The organism is Clostridium sp. (assembly GCF_051278035.1).
Taxonomy (GTDB): domain Bacteria; phylum Bacillota; class Clostridia; order Clostridiales; family Clostridiaceae; genus Clostridium_AD.
Genome location: NZ_JBNMNU010000011.1, coordinates 22,307 through 40,643 on the forward strand (window position 1 = coordinate 22,307; position 18,337 = coordinate 40,643).

The following is an 18,337-nucleotide window of genomic DNA, read 5'->3' on the forward strand; positions in this document are numbered from 1 at the left end:
ATTATAATATTAAGTGTATCTTTTATATTAAATAAGCTACACAAATAAAATTAAAAAAGTTATAAAGGAGAGTCAATAATGATATTTTCTAGCGAATCCTCTATTGATACTATAGCAGAAGATTTAAGATATGTTAAGCTACTAGCCAGTAAGTATCCTACGATTCCATATGCTTGTACGGAAATTATAAATCTACAAGCTATCTTAAATTTGCCTAAAGGAACTGAACATTTTCTTACAGATATTCATGGCGAATACGAATCCTTTACTCATGTTCTTAGGAATGCTTCTGGTGTAATAAAACGAAAGATTAATGATATTTTTGGTACTTCTCTTAGAGAAACAGAAAAAAAAGAACTAGCAACCATTATTTACTATCCCGAACAAAAGTTAGACATAGCACTTAGAGAAGAAGATGATATAGAAGATTGGTACAAAATCACTCTTCATAAACTTATTAAAATTTGTAGGACAGTCTCCTCTAAATATACTAGATCTAAAGTCAGAAAAGCACTACCTGCAGATTTTGCATATATTATTGAAGAATTACTCCATGAACAACAGAACACCTTTAACAAACAGGAATACTACAACGAGATTATTCAGACCATAATTAAAACTGGTAGAGCTAAAGAATTTATAGTTGCTATTGCCAACCTAATTCAAAGACTAACTATAGATAGACTTCATATTTTAGGAGACATTTATGACAGAGGTCCTGGGGCACATATAATATTAGATACTCTTATGCAATACCACTCTATTGATATACAGTGGGGTAATCATGATATATTATGGATGGGTGCTGCCGCTGGCTCTGAGAGTTGCATTGCAAATGTTCTTCGCATATCAACAAGGTATGCAAATTTGGACACTATTGAGGAAGGTTATGGTATTAACTTATTGCCGCTAGCAACTTTTGCTTTAGATTTTTATGAGAATGACGCCTGCATATCTTTTAAGCCGAAAATCCTTCCAGAAAATAATTATAGAGAAAAAGACCTTAATTTAATGTCACAAATGCATAAAGCCATTTCTATAATTCAATTTAAACTTGAGGGTCAAATAATAAAAAGGCGCCCACATTACGAAATGCAAGATAGGCTACTTCTACATGAAATAGACCACGAATTTGGCACTATAAACATTGATGGGAAAGATTATAAGCTAAATGATACTAATTTCCCAACTATTGACCCCACTAACCCTTACAATTTGACTGAATATGAAAGAGAACTTATTGACAAACTAAAATCTTCTTTTTCAAACAGTGAAAAGCTCCAAAAACATGTACGCTTCTTATATTCTAAAGGTAGTATGTATTTAAAGTACAACTCCAATTTACTTTATCATGGTTGCATAGCATTAAACCAAGATGGTAGTTTTAAGAAAATGAAAATAGATAATATTACTTATAGTGGAAAATCGTATATAGATAGAACTGAACGAGTAGCAAGAGAAGCATATTTTGGCAAAACGAATTCTGAATCTAAACTTTATGCTTTAGATTCCATATGGTATTTGTGGTGTGGCTCTAATTCGCCCTTATTTGGTAAAGATAAAATGACTACCTTTGAGAGATATTTTATAGACGATAAAAGTGCTCATATAGAAATTAAAAATCCATACTATGAATATAGGGATAATGAAACAATATGCAACCATATATTAACTGAATTTGGCCTTTGTATAGCTGATTCACACATTATAAATGGTCATATTCCCGTAAAGACAAAACAAGGGGAGAGTCCTATAAAAGCTAATGGCAAACTTTTAGTTATTGATGGAGGTTTTTCTAAAGCATACCAACCAGAAACTGGCATAGCAGGATATACCCTTATTTATAATTCATATGGACTACTTCTAGCGTCCCATGCTCCTTTTGAATCTAGGCAAAGGGCTATCGATGAAGGTAAGGATATCCTATCTTCTACTATAGTTCTAGAAACATCCACAAATCGCAAACGCGTAATAGATACGGATGTGGGCCTAGAGATCAAGGACCAAATTAAGGATCTGGAGTTACTCCTTACAGCATATAGAAAAGGTCTTATTAAAGAACAACGGTAACATTTATTAAACTTTTAGAAACCACTTGGAGCTCCAAGTGGTTTCTAAAAGTTTAATCTATAGGCTACAACAACCATAATCATACTTGAATAATTTTATTATTTTTGATTATACGTGGATAATAATTCTTGCAGCGTGTGAGCTTGCATTGCAGATTGTTCTGCAAATTCCCTAAATGTATTACTTACCGCCTCATCAGATATTTCTTTTGCAAATGATTTATAGTCTCTAGTATTTTCCTGTGCATCTAATAATTTTTTCATAATTGTATCTCTAGTACCCATTTCCATTTTCATCACCTCTTCATTATTGTTTTTTCACAAAAGATGAGTTTTTATGTATTCAATTTTATAATTAACAATAAAAAAACTTAGAATTATCGCATTCTAAGTTTTTTTACATATTGAATTTATTCTGAAAGTGTTAAATCTATCTCTATTGTTTTTCCATTCCTAACTAATTCTACTTTAACTATATCGCCGGCATTATGGGTATTTTTTAACTTATTCAATTGCTCCACCGTTTTAATATCTTTGCCATCAAACTTTGTAATAATATCACGAGGCTTTATACCATATTTTTCTGCTGAACTATCCTTTTGAACTTCTACAACACCTACTCCTACCGGAAAATTATTATTACCCTCTGGAATAGCTTTACCTAAAATCCCTATGCTAAGAATTTGTTTGGTTAAACTATCCATTTTAGGATCCACTGTATTAATTGGTATTGCAAAACCCAATCCTTCTACGCCCACGTCTTTCTGACCCGCTGTAGAACTTATCTTCGCAGTATTTATCCCTATAACTTGACCTTTAGAATTCACAAGTGGTCCACCACTATTACCAGGATTAATTGCTGCATCCGTTTGAATAAATTTCAATTCTTTATTTTCAATACTCACTTGTCTATTAACCGCACTAACAATGCCCGTAGTAACAGACCCTATAAGTTCTTTCCCTAGTGGATTTCCTATAGCCACTACTGATTCCCCTACTTCAAGCTTATCAGAATCACCGAATTCTACCACTCCTGGAATTTTAGTATTGTCAGGTAATTTTATTACAGCTACATCAGCTGCTTCATCAAAATTTACTACTTTTGCGGAAACTTCATTTCCATCACTAAGCATAACTTTAATACTCTTTGCGCCTTTAATAACATGATAATTAGTCAAAATATTTCCAGTTTTACTAAAAATCATTCCAGTTCCTACCCCTTCACCTACAGAAGTTTGAGTAGAAATTGCAACTACTGAAGGACTCACTTTTTTTACAATTTCAGGTACGCTTAACTTTTCTGTACTATTCGTATTAATAAGTTTAGCACTCGTTTCGCTATCACTCTTAGTAGTGGTCGCTCTTGGTGTGCTAGTAGTATCTGAATTTTTCATCATTTTCATTGTAATAATACCTGATCCTATACCTCCAAGTGTAGAGCATATTGCACCTACTATTATATAGGACATTATTCTTTTTCTCATACCGCCTTTATTCTTTTTCACTTTTTCGTGGTTTATTTCTGTATAATCGCTATTTTGCAATATAATAGGTTGAGTCTCATTTTGTTTTTCCGTAACCCCGCAAACAGGTTCATCTTGTATAATATTTTCGTTATCTCCATCGTTTCTGGTTCCCCTTGACCCATCCATGTTCTCATTCAGATTACTATTTTCAAAACTGATTGTATTTTCATCTGTTTCATTTATTTTATTATTTTCCTTATTTTCATTCATATAATTTCCCTCCTTTTATTTTCGTTAATCAGATAAGAGTTATTCTACTAAACTATAGCGAAATACTTATATTTATTTCTAAACTCCGCCTTTTCTTTTATCTTTAATTATATATTAATACATCTCTGTTACAGTTAGATGTCAAATTTATTAACAAACCTTTAACCAATTAACAATATATTGAATATATGTTAAATAATGCTTTATATTATTACACATAAAATCGGCTTACCCTTTTAAGATAAGCCAATAATTTTATTAAATAATATTACAGAAAATTTATTTACCAGCATATAGCTGAACTATCTTGACTATTACATCCACAGCTTTCTCCATGGCATATGTAGGAATGAACTCATATTTACCATGAAAATTCTGCCCACCTGTGAATATATTTGGAGTTGGAAGCCCCATAAATGAAAGCCTTGCACCATCTGTGCCACCTCTAATAGGTACCATTATAGGATTTACTCCTACTTCCTTCATAGCTAAAAATGCCGTATCCACAATATGCTTAACAGGTTCTATTTTTTCTTTCATATTAAAATATTGATCTACAATTTCTATTTCAACTGTATCCTTTCCATATTTATTATTCAGTTTATCTAATATATTTTTTATGAATATATTTCTATTTTCGAAGTTTTCACTATTAAAATCTCTTATAATATATTGAAGTTTCGTCTCTTCAACTTCGCCATTAATATTAGTCAAATGATAGAAACCTTCATAACCTTCCGTAGTACTCGGTGTTTCATTTTGTGGCATACAGTTCATGAATTCGTTTGCTATAAGTGTAGAATGAATCATCTTTCCTTTTGCTGAACCAGGATGAACATTTCGTCCATGAATATAGACTTTTAGTCCTGCCGCATTAAAATTTTCATACTCCAATTCCCCAATAGTTCCTCCATCCATAGTGTATGCAAAATCAGCGGCAAATTTCTTTACATCAAATAGGTTTGCACCACGCCCTACCTCTTCGTCTGGTGTAAATCCAATACGTACTATACCATGTTGTATTTGAGGATTTTCCATTAAATATTCTGCTGCCGCCATAATCTCAGCAACTCCCGCTTTATCATCAGCACCAAGTAAAGTAGTTCCATCCGTGGTGATAAGAGTTTTCCCTATATAATTCTTTAATTCAGGAAAATCCACTGGAGATAGTATTATGTTTTTCTCTTCATTTAATATTATGTCTTTTCCATCATAATTTTCAATAAATTTAGGTTTAACATTTTCACCAGACATATCTGGTGCAGTATCCATATGAGCTATAAATCCTATAGTTGGCACGGGGTTTTCTATGTTAGATGGAATAGTTGCCATAACATACCCATTATCATCTACACTAGCCTTCTGTATACCCATTGATTTTAGTTCTGCTACTAGAACCCTTGCAAGCACCATTTGACCCTCTGTGCTAGGCACAGTAGTTGATTCCTCATCAGATTTAGTTGAGTAACTTACGTATTTTAAAAACTTTTCTACAGCCTTTGACATATGCTCATCTCCTCATTCATAATTAAGTTGTCTTTAAAAAATTATCAATTAATTTCTCTGCCATTCTTTTTTGCATATTCGCTTTATTAATAAGTAATAATACCATTAGTATAAGTTCTGTTAATTCACCGTCTTCTTTTCCCATTTTTTTAATTTTAACTTTTATATATTCAGAATATTTATCTACATCAAGTGCAAAATCTTGATTCTGAACTTCCTTTATATCCAAAAAATTGTTATATAAATTCTCTAATGAAATACTTGTATCTTTAGAGGTTTTTACATTAATGATATAATTAAATATTGTATTAATATCACTAATTGATATGGTCTGCTTTAAATTATATATAAGAGTCAACAATATCATGTGTTCATTAGTATACTTTTTATTTTTTGCGGGCATTAAAACCTTACCTTTGGTATAGTTGTTAATCATTGTTTTTGTAAGAATTTTATCTTCGTCATTTCTTTTAAGGCTTGAAAGTTTTTCATCGAAAAAGGTTGTGACTTGATCCATATATAAATCTACGCAAGGTATTTCTGTTAAACTAACATCTTTTGCTCCTATAATTTCTCTCACTAATTCATCTAAAGTTTCCTTGTTATAATCCATTTATTTCACCTCACATCCATTATATAGTATAGATAACTTGTAATCTACACTATACCAATAATATATAATTTAAAAATTTCTAGCATTTTAGAGCTATATGAAGTAATTCGCTAACGATTGGGTCTATCGCCTTTATTCACTATAAAGATAGCTATTTTCGTTATTGATATATGCTATTTTATATTGTAGTATTAATATATGCATCAAGTAGTTTTAATAACTACGTATAAGAATGTTATAATTAGCGCAATATATTTAGTAGTTACATAATAAATTATATCCATGGCGAGGACTTTTATACCTTGTTAACGATATATTACAAGGGGTGATCCATTTGTTATCAAAATTTAGAGAGCCTATAAGTAGCCTTACACATTTAGTTGGTGCCCTTTTGTCCACAATAGGGTTAATACTTCTAATTAAATTTTCCCTAGATACTTCAAATTGGTACAACACTGTTATACTTGCAGTATTCGGGATAAGTTCAATATTACTTTATTCTGCAAGCTCTACCTATCATAAATCCACATCATCACGAAAGGTTATAAAAATACTTAGGAGAGTAGATCATTCTATGATATATGTTCTAATTGCAGGAACATATACTCCTATATGCCTAATTGCTTTAAAAGGTAGCATTGGAAACTTCCTTTTCTTAGGTATATGGCTTTTAGCTTTTATAGGGATTCTTTTGAAGATAATCTGGTTTGACGCCCCTAGATGGCTATACACTCTATTTTATATTTTAATGGGGTGGATTTCTGTTTTTGCTATTGTACCCATAATAAAAGCTATTTCCTTAGGTGGTTTTATGTGGCTACTAGCTGGTGGTCTCTTTTATACTATAGGCGCTATAATATATGCAACTAAACGCCCCAAAATAAATCTAAAGTTCTTTGGGTTTCATGAGATATTTCACATCTTCATTATGTTAGGGAGTCTATGTCATTTTATACTTATGTTCAAATATATAATGTACATTAACTAGTTTGCAATACTTATTATTCAATGGTAGAATTACAAGTAATAATTTTACAGAAGGCAGGGATGTTAATAATGATAAACTTATCCGAGGGCACGACTTTTGAAACCTATTTAGAACAATCAAAACTTAAATATGGTGATGTTCAACTCACTTCATATAATTCTACTAATCTATCTTTAATTACCAAAGAGTCTCTAAAGAGTATAAATTCTACTGTTAATGTAGCTGTTTTTTCTGAAGGATACTGTCCTGATTGCATTGTTACCTTACCCTTCATTAAAAGAATGGCAGAGGAAAACAAAAACATAACCTTATACTGTTTCCCTAAAACTGGGTACGAAAATTTTTTAGAAGAATGTACTGGGAATGCTAGAATTCCGACTATTTTAACTTTCGATAATGAAATGAATCCAAAGGGCGCTTATGTAGAGTTCCCGAAGAATATGTTAGATAAAATGGATACATTAAAAATTGAAGAAAAGAAAAACCTAATCAATGACTATAGGCAAGGAAAATATAATCACATGATTGAAGAATCACTTTTAGATATATTAATATAATTAATCCTCAAAAAAATAAACACTCTTAATATTTTGAAAATATTAAGAGTGTTTATTTTAAAATTGCTTAAACATACGACTAAACTCCAGCGAGTTTAGTCGTATTCTTTTGGGGCTTATTGCAGCTACTTTTACCGTTTAAAAATTCACAATAAGGGGCTATAGGACACTCGCCGCAATTAGGCTTCCTAGCTTTACATATTTTTCGCCCATGCCATATAATATAATGATGAGCATCACTCCACATTTTTTTAGGAATGTTTTTCATAAGCTCCTGTTCTACCTCTTCTACGTTTTTCCCTGAGGCAAAACCAATTCTTTTTGAAACTCTAAAAACGTGGGTATCTACAGCTATTGCAGGAATCCCGAAAGCATTAGATAATACAACATTAGCGGTTTTTCTACCTACACCATTAAGTTCTGTTAATTCTTCCATAGTGCTAGGTACTTCTCCCTTATGCTTTTCTAATATAAGTTTTGTAGCAGCTAAGATATTTTTACTCTTATTATTATAAAAACCACAACTCTTGATTTTTTCTCCAAGTTCCACCTGGGATAATGTAATCATAGTTCCTGGCGTATTGTATTTAGTGTATAGCTCTTTTGTAACAATATTTACTCGCTCATCTGTGCATTGCGCTGATAGTATGGTAGAAACTAAAAGCTCATAATGATTTGTAAAATCAAGTCCACACTTCGCTCCAGCATATGTCTCATTAAGAATTTCTAGCACTGCTTTGATGTTTTTTTTGTTCATTTAGTGCCTATTCTTTTATCCCTTAATTTTTGGAGCATATCAGTAGTCATTTTTGCTAAATCATATTTAGCATCAAAGCCCCACTCATCCTTAGCACACGTTGGATCAATCGAATTTGGCCATGAATCAGCAATTCCTTGTCTATCTGGATCCACATCATATTTCATTTTAAATTTTGGTATATGTTTTTTTATTTCAGCTGCTATTTCTTCTGGTTTAAAACTCATAGCTGCAATATTAAATGCATTTCTATGAATTAATTTTGATCCATCAGCTTCCATTAAATCAATTATTGCGTTTATTGCATCTGGCATATACATCATATCCATCTTAGTCCCTTTATCAATAAAGGAAGTGTAATTACCTGACTTTAATGCTTCATAATATATATCCACAGCATAATCAGTAGTTCCTCCACCTGGAAGAACTTCATAAGAAATTAGCCCTGGAAAACGTACTCCTCTTGTGTCAACTCCAAACTTCTTAAAGTAATAATCACATAATAATTCTCCTGCAACTTTATTTACGCCATACATAGTTGTAGGCCTTTGTATCGTATCTTGAGGAGTATTATCTTTAGGAGTTGTTGGTCCAAATGCACCTATAGAACTTGGTGTAAAGAACTTAAGCTTAAGTTCCCTAGCAACTTCTAAAGCATTTACAAGCCCACCCATATTTATATTCCAAGCAAGTAGTGGCTTTGTTTCAGCCGTTGCTGATAATAGAGCCGCTAAATGTACGAGAGTGTCTACTTTATGCTTTTTACAAAGAAAGAGCATAGTTTTATGATCAGTTACATCCAGTATCTCAAAAGGCCCACTTGTAACTACTGGGCTCTCCTCTATTTTCCTTAAATCTGTAGCTATTACATTGTCACTACCATAAACTTCTCTCATCTTCATTACGAGTTCTGACCCTATTTGTCCTAAGGCACCTGTTACCAATATTTTTTTCATCCTATTCCCTCCATCTATAATATATGTCTTATACCATTAATAGTATAATAACGTATTTATTTTATTATTTTCATTTCTCTACCAACTTTTGCATAAATAGATAATGATTCATCTAACATTTCCTTTGTATGAGCTGCTGTAGGCATATTCCTTACTCTTCCAGTTCCTTTTCTAACAGTTGGGAATACTATTGATTTTGCGTAAACGCCTTCTTCAAAAAGTCTTTTACTAAATTCTTGAGTTTTAACTTCATCTCCTATTATGCATGGAGTAATCGGAGTTTCACTATTTCCAATATCAAAACCAAGTTCTTTTAGGCCCTTTTTCAAATAATTAGCATTATCCCAAAGTTTATCATTAAGCTCAGTACTTTCTGTAAGAATGTTAATAGCCTCTATAGCTGCACCTGCAGATCCAGGAGTTAATGATGTTGAGAATAAGAACGGTCTTGCCCTAACCATAAGCCAATCGATTAAATCTTTTGATCCGGCTACATATCCGCCTACAACTCCAATTGCCTTCGATAATGTTCCAATTTGGAAATCTATTTTATCTGATAAGTTAAAGTGATGTACAGTACCTGCACCACTCCCAAGCACTCCTGAACCATGAGCATCATCTACATATGTAATTAAGTCAAACTCCTCAGCTATTTTAACAATTTCCGGAAGTTTAGCTATGTCACCGTCCATAGAGAATACACCGTCAGTAATTACCATGATTTTTTCATATAAACCTGATTCTACTGCTTCTTTTGCCTTATTCCTTAAATCTAGCATATCAGAGTGCTCCACTCTTATAATTTTCGCACCTGATAATCTACATCCATCTATTATTGATGCGTGATTTAGCGAGTCCGAAAGAATTGCGTCTTTTTTACTCATTACTGCCGAAATTGCACCCATATTACAATTGAATCCTGACTGGAATGCAATAGCTGCTTCAGTATGTTTAAATTTAGCAAGTTTTTGTTCTAAGTCTGTGTGAATTTCCAAAGTACCGTTAATTGTTCTAACAGCACCTGCTCCTGCACCATATTTCTTAGTTGCTGCAATGGTAGCTTCAATAAGTCTAGAATTGGTTGCAAGACCTAAATAATTATTTGAAGAAAGATTTATTAATTTTTTATCACCTATTGTAATAACAGGCCCATTCGAACTTTTTAAAACATTTATTTCATTATACAAACCTTTACTTTTTAAATCTTCTAAATTTTCTTTTAAGTATTTTCCCAGCATTTTACTTCCCATGATAACATACCTCCAACCTTTTATTTTGTAAATTCTCATAAGATTTATGAGAATTTTATATTTAAACATACTTCTATTATAACTTACTTAAGTACAATTTACTTATTTATATTATAAAATTCGTCATATTTTATTGTATTTGATAATTATATTTGTTTTATTTCTATTAAAATTACATATAAAGAGAATTAATTCCTTTATTGTTATTGTTCAATGAAATTTTACCACCATTTTTAATAATTATTTATTCATTTTAGTATTTACATATTTCGATAAAAAAAACAAGATTTCAGTTTTTACACTAGAATTCTTGTTTTAAAGTATTAGTCCAAATATACTCCTCTATACTGCTCTGGTAGCAGTATAGCGATACTGCGCATTATTTCATGCATAGTCCTATCGTGATACTGATTTTTATCTTCATCTACACTTTTACTTGGAAGCAGAATAGGGTCACCGAAGTTTACATGTACATCCGCATGATGAAATCTTTCAGAGGCCATATCATTTGCATCAATAGGTAATAATTTTTCTGTTCCCCAAATACCCATTGGAATTATTGTCGCCTTTGATAATTTAGCCATTAATATAAGGCCCTTCTTACCCTCTATCATTTTTCCATTTCTACTCCTAGTTCCTTCTGGAAAAATCATAATATTATTACCTTGCTTTAGCGTATTCACAATTTTAGATATAGCATCCTTATCGGCAGAATTAGGTTTTATATTTATAGTCTTTGCCACATGAAACCCTAATTTAGTAAGCTTATTATCCGTCAGTTTTAGGCCTGCAACAAAGGTTACATGATGTTCCTTTAATAACTTATTCATAACTATACCATCCGCATTACTTAAATGATTGCATATGAAAATTATAGGAGAATTTATTTCCTTTATTTTATCCATTCCGCTAGTTTCTATGTTTGCATATTTATTAATATATGAGTCGATTAATTTATTTGCTATAAAGGCTACTGCTTTATCTGGCAAAACGTCTATTATTTTTAATAATCGTTTAGAAATCATCAAAATTCCACCTTTCATAAAAAAATCTTTATAAAAGTATTATAGTTTGAAAATCTTTAAAAGTCTATAATAATAATCCTTTATATAAGGAGATGTATCCTTCTCTACCATTTTATTTCTAACTTTTTCGACAGAAATGGCATTAATAATCGCATTCCTTTTAAGAATATTTTTACCTCTCCAGCCACAAGAAGTTAATTTATATTTATCCTTAAATTCTTGATTATTAGTTTCCATTAACTCTTTAAGATTAATGTGCATCATATGTTCATAAGGTTTTAATTCACTAAGATTACTAAATTTTCTTCCACTATTATACGGGCAGGCTTCCTGACAAGTATCGCAACCAAATAATCTACCATTTAATTTTTCAAACCAAGAGTCTTCTATATCCTTTTTTTGAGTAATATATGCTAGACATATATTTGAATTGTTATTAATTCCAAAGGGACCTTCAACTATAGAATTTGTAGGACACGCCTTTAAACACAATTCACAATCACCACATTTTTGCATGTTTTTTTTATCTGGCTCCATTATTAAATCAGTTATAATTTCTCCTAAAAAAACATAGGATCCATACTTTTCTGTTATTAGTGTATTATTTTTTCCTATGAACCCCACCCCACTGCTCCATGCAATGTATCTCTCTGGCAGTGCATTACTATCCACAAAACTTATAGCTTTCCCGCCCTTTGACTTAATGAATTCACAGATTTTATTCATATACTCCGTTGTAACATCATGATAATCTCTACCAAGAGTATATTTAGAAAAACTAGCATTTTCATTAAAATCATATTTATATAGATATGGAAACGCTATAGAAATTATAGTTTTTCCCTCTTTCATATAAAAAAACGGATTTATTTTTTTATCTATATTATGTTCCTCAAACTCATTCTCTAGCTCAAGATTTTTTCTTTTCTCAAAATAAGGATTTAGCTCATGATAAATTCTACATTCGCTAAATCCAATTGTGTCCAAGCCTTGTATTCTACAAAACTCAATTATTTCTTCCTTGATACTCATATCGTCAGTCCTTTTTATATTATCATATCATTGTACATTCTTTTAGTATTCCCCATGTAATCCTTAATTTCTATTATAGTGACAGTTTTTTCGAAAATTTCTCTAGCTGGTATACCTACAGCAGTTGACCTAGCTAATACATTTTTTAGTACTACAGCATTAGCACCAATTTTACTACCAGCTCCAATTCTAATAGGGCCAAGAATCTTTGCTCCAGCTCCTACCACTACATCACTCTCAATAGTAGGATGTCTTTTCCCTTTATCCTTACCTGTTCCACCTAGCGTAACTCCTTGATACAAAGTCACATTATCTCCTATTTCTGTAGTTTCTCCGATAACTACCCCCGTTCCATGATCTATAAATAATCCTTTGCCTATTGTAGCCCCTGGATGAATTTCTATTCCAGTAAAAAACCTAGCTGATTGGGAGATAGCTCTTGAGATAAAATAACATTTACGTTTATATAGAGAATGCGCTATTCTATATATTATTATAGCATGAATGGAGGGATACAATAATATTACTTCAAGCCAATTATTAGCTGCTGGATCCTTATCTAATATATTTTTTATCTCATATTTTAGCATTTTAAGCATTCAAATCAGTTCCCCCTATAAAGTGACGTTACTTTATTCATATATTCCCATGGAAATGTATTTTTCTCCTCCATCAGGAGAAACTGTAACAACATTTTTACCCTTCCCTAGTCTTTTAGCAATTTTTATAGCTACCGCAACATTCGCACCTGTTGAAATTCCAACTAATACACCTTCTTCTTTTGCCATTAGTTTTGCCATTTCAAAAGATTCTTCATCAGATATTTTCATTATTTCATCAACCACACCGCTATCATAAATATCTGGTGTAAATCCTGCTCCTATTCCTTGTATTTTATGCGGGCCAGGTTCTCCACCTGATAACACTGGAGATTTTTCTGGTTCAACTGCAACTACTTTAATATCACTCTTAATTTCTTTAAGCCTTTTACCTACACCAGTAATTGTTCCACCAGTACCTACTCCTGCTACAAAAACGTCTACGTCTTCTACATCATGCATAATTTCTTCTGCAGTAGTCGCATAATGTTTTTCTGGGTTTGCCAAATTAACAAATTGCTGAGGAATAAAAAATCCCGGCTTTCCATCTGCTATTTCCTTCGCCTTATTTATAGCACCCTTCATACCTTTTGATCCATCTGTAAGGACAAGTTGTGCTCCATATGCCTTAATTAAATTTCTTCTTTCAACACTCATAGTATCCGGCATAACAATAATTACCGCGTATCCTTTAATTCTTCCAATCATAGCAAGCGCTATTCCTGTGTTTCCACTAGTTGGTTCAACAATAGTATACCCCTCTTTTAATAACTCTATAGATTCAGCTTTTTCTATCATCCCAAGAGCCGCCCTATCTTTTATGCTACCAGCTGGATTAAACTTCTCCAGTTTAACAAAAATATCAGCCATGTTACCCTTAACTAATTTATTTAATTTTAAAACCGGTGTAGCTCCTATCATGTCTAAAACATTGTTATACATCATAATAATATCCCTCCAAATTTATATTTCATCTTATAATATCTGTTTTTACTTTTAAGTTAGTCTTACCTATTAAAATATTTAAAACAACATTTATATTTTATTTTAAATATTTTTGGATACAAAAAAAACTCCCTCTATTTTAGAGACGAAGTTTTGCTTCGTGGTCCCACTCTAATTCATAACCACTTTTATGATTATAAAGCCACTTTTTCGAGTACAACTGTATACTCTATCACGATAACGGGCGAATCCCGATGCAGCCTACTAAATTCGGTGCATAACTCCAAAGGGCACTTCATATAAGTTTTTCATAAGAATCTTCTCAGCTTTAGACTCTCGCTCTGTATGCTCTTCTTATATTACTTTCCTTCTTCTAAGTATTTCCTAGTATTTTAGTATGAATTACTTTTACTTTATTATATTATATTCCCAGCATTAAGATATGTCAATACTTTTTAATGTTTTACTATCAAATTTTCAGTTCACAACCCTTTAAGTATTGTGAAGTGCTAATACCAACATTAATGCTTTTAGTTACTACATCTTCAGAAAAATTATACCCATAAGCTACATTACCGCAGGCGAAAAATCCATCTATATTAGTTTGAAACTTTTCATTTAATGTAATTCGACCTGTAAGTGGATTAATTAATATATTTGCTTTAATCGCCAGTTCATTATCAGGGTATAAATCTACAGATAAAAGTAATGCATCACAAGTAATATATTCCTCGCTATTTTCAATAGCTTCATTATTATTATCGAGCTTTACTAAAGTAACGCCTTTAATTCTACTTTTCCCCATAATAGCAGCTATCTTATGCTTTGTTCGTAATGGTATATTAAAATCATTCAGGATAGCTCCTAGTTTTCTATCAGTTGCAACAATACTTTCTTTATTTTCAACTACCGCTTTAACATTAGCTCCTTCAATAGAAAGCCTACTAGCCATTGTTAATGCAATATCGCCAGTACCTAATATAACTACTTCCTTACCTGGCATATATCCTTCTATATTTATAAATTTTTGTGCTGTCCCTACAGTATATATACCTGCACATCTACTACCAGGTATATTTAAAAATCCTCTTGGTCTTTCTCTTACACCTGTAGCGATTATTATAGATTTCGCTTTTATTTTAAAAATTCCATCCTCTGCATTAACAGCATCGATTTCTTTATCATGACTTAGATTTAATGCAGTAGTATTTAATTTATACGAAATATTTAGCTCTCTTATTTTATCTGTAAATTTTTGCACAAATTCAGGTCCCGTCAAATCTTCACTAAAAATATTCATGCCAAATCCATTATGAATACACTGATTTAAATTACCACCGAGTTCCTCTTCTCTTTCTAAAATCAAAACCTTACCATCATAATGCTCTTTAGCTGATATGGCTGCTGCAAGCCCTGCTGGGCCTCCGCCAATTACCACTATATCATATTGCTGCATTACATACCCTCCAGTGTTATAGTATTAAATTAGACCAATCTATTATGATTCAAATTTAAAAACGCAAAAACCCGTGAAATTAATTTCACGGGTTTTGTTTGGCAGGGGTAGTAGGACTCGAACCTACAACCAATGGTTTTGGAGACCACTACTCTACCAATTGAGCCATACCCCTTTATTTGCGTATTAAATTTTAAAATGGCAGGGGTAGTAGGGCTCGAACCTACAACCAATGGTTTTGGAGACCACTACTCTACCAACTGAGCTATACCCCTAAAATACATCCAAATTATATCATGTATTTTTAAGTAATGCAAGTATTTTTTAATTTTAACCAGATTGCCTTTTCTTTTTTTATTTTTTAGGATAAACTAACTAGTGAGGTGAAACTTATGGAATTTATAGTAACGTCAGTAGATGACACTTATAGAATAGGAAAACAAATAGGATCACTTGTAAATTCTGGTGATATAATATGCTTAATTGGTGATTTAGGCACCGGCAAAACTCATTTAGCTAAAGGAATTGCAAAAGGTTTAGGTATTGAAGAGCATATTACAAGCCCTACCTTTACAATTGTAAATGAGTACGCAGGTCGTTTAAAATTGTATCATTTTGATGTGTATAGAGTAAATGACCCTGATGAAATAGCCGCTATAGGCTTTGATGAATATATATTTAGCGATGCGGTCAGCATTATTGAGTGGGCTAATTATATTGAAGAATTGATTCCACCTGATAATTTAACTATTACCATTGAAAAATCAATTGAATTTGGAGATGATTATAGAAAAATCAACATCCAATATGACCATATAAGATATGATTACATAAAGGAGATAAAATAATGAAAATTTTAAGTTTAGATTCCGCTACAGAATCAGCAACCTGTGCTATTCTTGATGATAGCACAGTACTTTCTGAAATAACTTTTAATTGTAAAAAACAGCATGCCGCGCTACTTTTGCCAATTATTGATGAATTACTTAAAAACACTAGCATTAGCATAAGTGATATTGATGGATTTGTAGCATCGAAAGGTCCCGGTTCTTTTACAGGCCTTAGAATAGGACTTGCTACAATTAAAGGTTTATGCCAAGGTTCAAATAAACCCTTTGTAACTGTCTCAACCTTAGATTCGCTAGCATATAATTTAGCATATACAGATGGAATTATTTGTCCTATACTAGATGCTTTAAGAGATAATGTTTATACAGCATTATATACATTTTCTGATAACAAACTTAATAGAATAAGCGATTATATAAATGTATCTTTAGATGAACTAATAAATATGCTCAAGGAAAAAAAATGCAGTATATCCTTTGTAGGTGCCGGGACTTTAAAATTCAAAGAAAGACTTATATCACAATTATCCGACGTAACCTTTGCGCCAACACATTTAAATTTAGCTAAGGCTTCTTCACTTGGAGAATTAGGGCTTAACCTTCTATTAAGTGGCATCGAGGACGATATATACGCATCAGTACCTATTTACCTTAGAAAGCCTCAAGCCGAAAGAGAATACGAAGAAAAAATGAGGCGTAAACAAAATGAATAGTGATTTTAAAATATTCCCAATGGATGCTTCATCTGTTAAATCCATAATAAACATTAATCAATTAAGCTTTCCTATTTCCTGGAGTTTAGAATCACTCCAAAGTGAATTAGATAATAAATTTGCTAAGTATGTAATATTAAAAAAGGGTGATTCTATAGTAGGTTATGGAGGAATGTGGATAATTATAGATGAAGCACATATTACTAATATTGCAGTTCACCCCAAGGCTCGTGGTCTTGGTGCTGGTGACATAATTATGGAAGCACTATTTAGATTTTGCAGAAAGCAAAAGGTTACAGCAATAACTCTAGAGGTTAGAAGTTCTAATTTTATTGCTATAAACTTATATGAAAAACATGGCTTCGAGAAGGTAAGCACTAGACCCCATTACTATGAAGATAATGGTGAAGATGCAGTAATTATGTGGAACCGCAATTTATAGAATTCACTCTAAAAAGGGGCTGTCTCAAAATAGAAATTACTTTCTATTTTGAGATAGCCCTTTTTCATCTTTTAAATGAAAAAGCGAATTCCAAAGAATTCGCTTTTGTTGTATAATTTATATATGACAAATAACAAAATTACACACAAAGATTATAACAGTAATTATAACTTTTATCAACTGGTTTTACCTCTTGATACAGGGATTTTAATACCGAAAAATGACTCAGTGAGATTGCTAAGCCAAGTAATGGAGGAATTAGATTATACGATTTTAATAAAGGCTTACTCTACAAAAGGTAGAAATTCAGCAGTTCCACCTCAGATACTTTTTAAGGTATTAGTTTATGCATATATGAATGATATTTACTCAAGCAGAAAAATTGAGCAGGCTTGTAAAAGAGATATAAATTTCATCTGGCTTCTTCAAGGCCGTCAGGCCCCTGATCATAATACAATTGCAAGATTCAGGACTAAAAGACTTGCCCATGTTATAGATTATTTGTTTAATCAACTAGTTATAAAACTCGGAGAGTTTGGAGAAATAGAATATAAATAGCCAGGATATAATGTTCAAATTGGTGTAGAGGCAGAATATGTTGTGGGAATAGACATATCCAGTGAAAGATCCGATCAACTCACGCTGATACCTTTTCTTGAAAAATTAAACAAGGGGTTACCTGAAAAGTATAGTAACATAGTGGCTGACGCCGGATATGAAAGTGAAGAAAACTATGTTTATTTAGATAAAAATGATCAAAACACATTTATAAAGCCGCAGGCTTATGAGGGAATGAAGAAAGCTAGCTTCAAAAGGAATATAAGCAAACGAGAAAACATGGACTA

The 18,337-nt window shown here is 32.0% G+C and carries 19 protein-coding genes, 2 tRNA genes, 1 pseudogene and 1 other annotated feature; of the genes and pseudogenes, 8 read left to right on the plus strand and 14 right to left on the minus strand.

Features of this window, described 5'->3' with window-relative positions:
- The first annotated feature begins 78 nt into the window (after nucleotides 1-78).
- Nucleotides 79-2,070 (plus strand): fructose-1,6-bisphosphatase, encoded by a 1,992-nt coding sequence (locus ACJAX4_RS03180; RefSeq protein ID WP_435788007.1) that lies wholly within the window; start codon nucleotides 79-81, stop codon nucleotides 2,068-2,070.
- A gap of 98 nt (nucleotides 2,071-2,168) precedes the next feature.
- Here the strand turns inward: ACJAX4_RS03180 and ACJAX4_RS03185 are convergent, their stop codons facing one another.
- From ACJAX4_RS03185 to ACJAX4_RS03200, 4 genes are all read right to left on the minus strand, one after another.
- Nucleotides 2,169-2,360 (minus strand): hypothetical protein, encoded by a 192-nt coding sequence (locus ACJAX4_RS03185; RefSeq protein ID WP_435788008.1) that lies wholly within the window; start codon nucleotides 2,358-2,360, stop codon nucleotides 2,169-2,171.
- A 119-nt stretch (nucleotides 2,361-2,479) separates the two neighbouring features.
- Nucleotides 2,480-3,805 (minus strand): S1C family serine protease, encoded by a 1,326-nt coding sequence (locus ACJAX4_RS03190; protein ID WP_435788009.1) that lies wholly within the window; start codon nucleotides 3,803-3,805, stop codon nucleotides 2,480-2,482.
- 279 nt (nucleotides 3,806-4,084) lie between these two features.
- A complete protein-coding gene (gene pepT / locus ACJAX4_RS03195) occupies nucleotides 4,085-5,311 on the minus strand; it encodes a peptidase T (protein ID WP_435788010.1) in 1,227 nt (408 codons plus the stop codon).
- A 22-nt stretch (nucleotides 5,312-5,333) separates the two neighbouring features.
- A complete protein-coding gene (locus ACJAX4_RS03200) occupies nucleotides 5,334-5,924 on the minus strand; it encodes a DUF1836 domain-containing protein (protein ID WP_435788011.1) in 591 nt (196 codons plus the stop codon).
- Nucleotides 5,925-6,258: 334 nt separating this feature from the next.
- Between ACJAX4_RS03200 and trhA the strand changes: the two genes are divergently transcribed.
- A complete protein-coding gene (trhA, locus tag ACJAX4_RS03205) occupies nucleotides 6,259-6,912 on the plus strand; it encodes a PAQR family membrane homeostasis protein TrhA (RefSeq protein ID WP_435788012.1) in 654 nt (217 codons plus the stop codon).
- Between the two features lie 68 nt (nucleotides 6,913-6,980).
- Nucleotides 6,981-7,469, plus strand: a complete 489-nt coding sequence (locus tag ACJAX4_RS03210) for a thioredoxin family protein (protein ID WP_435788013.1) — start codon at nucleotides 6,981-6,983, stop codon at nucleotides 7,467-7,469.
- 79 nt (nucleotides 7,470-7,548) lie between these two features.
- Here the strand turns inward: ACJAX4_RS03210 and nth are convergent, their stop codons facing one another.
- The 10 genes from nth to ACJAX4_RS03260 all read right to left on the minus strand — a co-directional run bounded on the left by nth (nucleotide 7,549) and on the right by ACJAX4_RS03260 (nucleotide 15,764).
- Nucleotides 7,549-8,226 carry an endonuclease III gene (nth, locus tag ACJAX4_RS03215; protein WP_435788014.1) on the minus strand — a complete coding sequence of 226 codons (678 nt, stop codon included), beginning with the start codon at nucleotides 8,224-8,226 and terminating at the stop codon, nucleotides 7,549-7,551.
- Nucleotides 8,223-9,182: an L-threonine 3-dehydrogenase gene (locus ACJAX4_RS03220; RefSeq protein ID WP_435788015.1), complete on the minus strand. Its 960-nt coding sequence runs from the start codon at nucleotides 9,180-9,182 to the stop codon at nucleotides 8,223-8,225. Before ACJAX4_RS03220 ends, nth begins: the two co-directional genes overlap by 4 nt.
- A gap of 56 nt (nucleotides 9,183-9,238) precedes the next feature.
- Entirely contained in the window at nucleotides 9,239-10,432 is a 1,194-nt protein-coding gene (locus ACJAX4_RS03225; protein ID WP_435788016.1) for a glycine C-acetyltransferase, read from the minus strand.
- Between the two features lie 323 nt (nucleotides 10,433-10,755).
- Complete coding sequence (locus ACJAX4_RS03230; RefSeq protein WP_435788017.1) at nucleotides 10,756-11,457, minus strand: lysophospholipid acyltransferase family protein; 702 nt, start codon at nucleotides 11,455-11,457, stop codon at nucleotides 10,756-10,758.
- Between the two features lie 39 nt (nucleotides 11,458-11,496).
- Nucleotides 11,497-12,489: a tRNA epoxyqueuosine(34) reductase QueG gene (gene queG / locus ACJAX4_RS03235; RefSeq protein ID WP_435788018.1), complete on the minus strand. Its 993-nt coding sequence runs from the start codon at nucleotides 12,487-12,489 to the stop codon at nucleotides 11,497-11,499.
- A gap of 14 nt (nucleotides 12,490-12,503) precedes the next feature.
- Complete coding sequence (gene epsC / locus ACJAX4_RS03240; protein ID WP_435788019.1) at nucleotides 12,504-13,088, minus strand: serine O-acetyltransferase EpsC; 585 nt, start codon at nucleotides 13,086-13,088, stop codon at nucleotides 12,504-12,506.
- Nucleotides 13,089-13,121: 33 nt separating this feature from the next.
- On the minus strand, nucleotides 13,122-14,033 hold the full coding sequence (gene cysK / locus ACJAX4_RS03245; protein ID WP_435788020.1) for a cysteine synthase A: 912 nt from the start codon (nucleotides 14,031-14,033) through the stop codon (nucleotides 13,122-13,124).
- 138 nt (nucleotides 14,034-14,171) lie between these two features.
- Nucleotides 14,172-14,418, minus strand: a binding site (T-box leader).
- 84 nt (nucleotides 14,419-14,502) lie between these two features.
- On the minus strand, nucleotides 14,503-15,489 hold the full coding sequence (locus ACJAX4_RS03250) for an NAD(P)/FAD-dependent oxidoreductase (RefSeq protein WP_435788021.1): 987 nt from the start codon (nucleotides 15,487-15,489) through the stop codon (nucleotides 14,503-14,505).
- Nucleotides 15,490-15,588: 99 nt separating this feature from the next.
- Nucleotides 15,589-15,664: transfer RNA gene (locus ACJAX4_RS03255), tRNA-Trp, on the minus strand.
- Between the two features lie 24 nt (nucleotides 15,665-15,688).
- Nucleotides 15,689-15,764 (minus strand) — tRNA-Trp (locus tag ACJAX4_RS03260).
- A gap of 117 nt (nucleotides 15,765-15,881) precedes the next feature.
- Between ACJAX4_RS03260 and tsaE the strand changes: the two genes are divergently transcribed.
- The 5 genes and pseudogenes from tsaE to ACJAX4_RS03285 form a co-directional block, all read left to right on the plus strand.
- Nucleotides 15,882-16,337: a tRNA (adenosine(37)-N6)-threonylcarbamoyltransferase complex ATPase subunit type 1 TsaE gene (tsaE, locus tag ACJAX4_RS03265; protein WP_435788022.1), complete on the plus strand. Its 456-nt coding sequence runs from the start codon at nucleotides 15,882-15,884 to the stop codon at nucleotides 16,335-16,337.
- Nucleotides 16,337-17,050, plus strand: a complete 714-nt coding sequence (gene tsaB, locus ACJAX4_RS03270) for a tRNA (adenosine(37)-N6)-threonylcarbamoyltransferase complex dimerization subunit type 1 TsaB (RefSeq protein ID WP_435788023.1) — start codon at nucleotides 16,337-16,339, stop codon at nucleotides 17,048-17,050. Before tsaE ends, tsaB begins: the two co-directional genes overlap by 1 nt.
- A complete protein-coding gene (gene rimI, locus ACJAX4_RS03275; protein ID WP_435788024.1) occupies nucleotides 17,043-17,492 on the plus strand; it encodes a ribosomal protein S18-alanine N-acetyltransferase in 450 nt (149 codons plus the stop codon). The genes tsaB and rimI overlap by 8 nt, the downstream gene beginning before the upstream one ends.
- Nucleotides 17,493-17,615: 123 nt before the next feature.
- Nucleotides 17,616-18,050, plus strand: coding sequence for a transposase (locus ACJAX4_RS03280; RefSeq protein ID WP_435788025.1), 435 nt, complete (start codon nucleotides 17,616-17,618; stop codon nucleotides 18,048-18,050).
- A gap of 42 nt (nucleotides 18,051-18,092) precedes the next feature.
- A pseudogene (locus ACJAX4_RS03285) lies at nucleotides 18,093-18,337 on the plus strand (hypothetical protein); the annotation flags it as partial.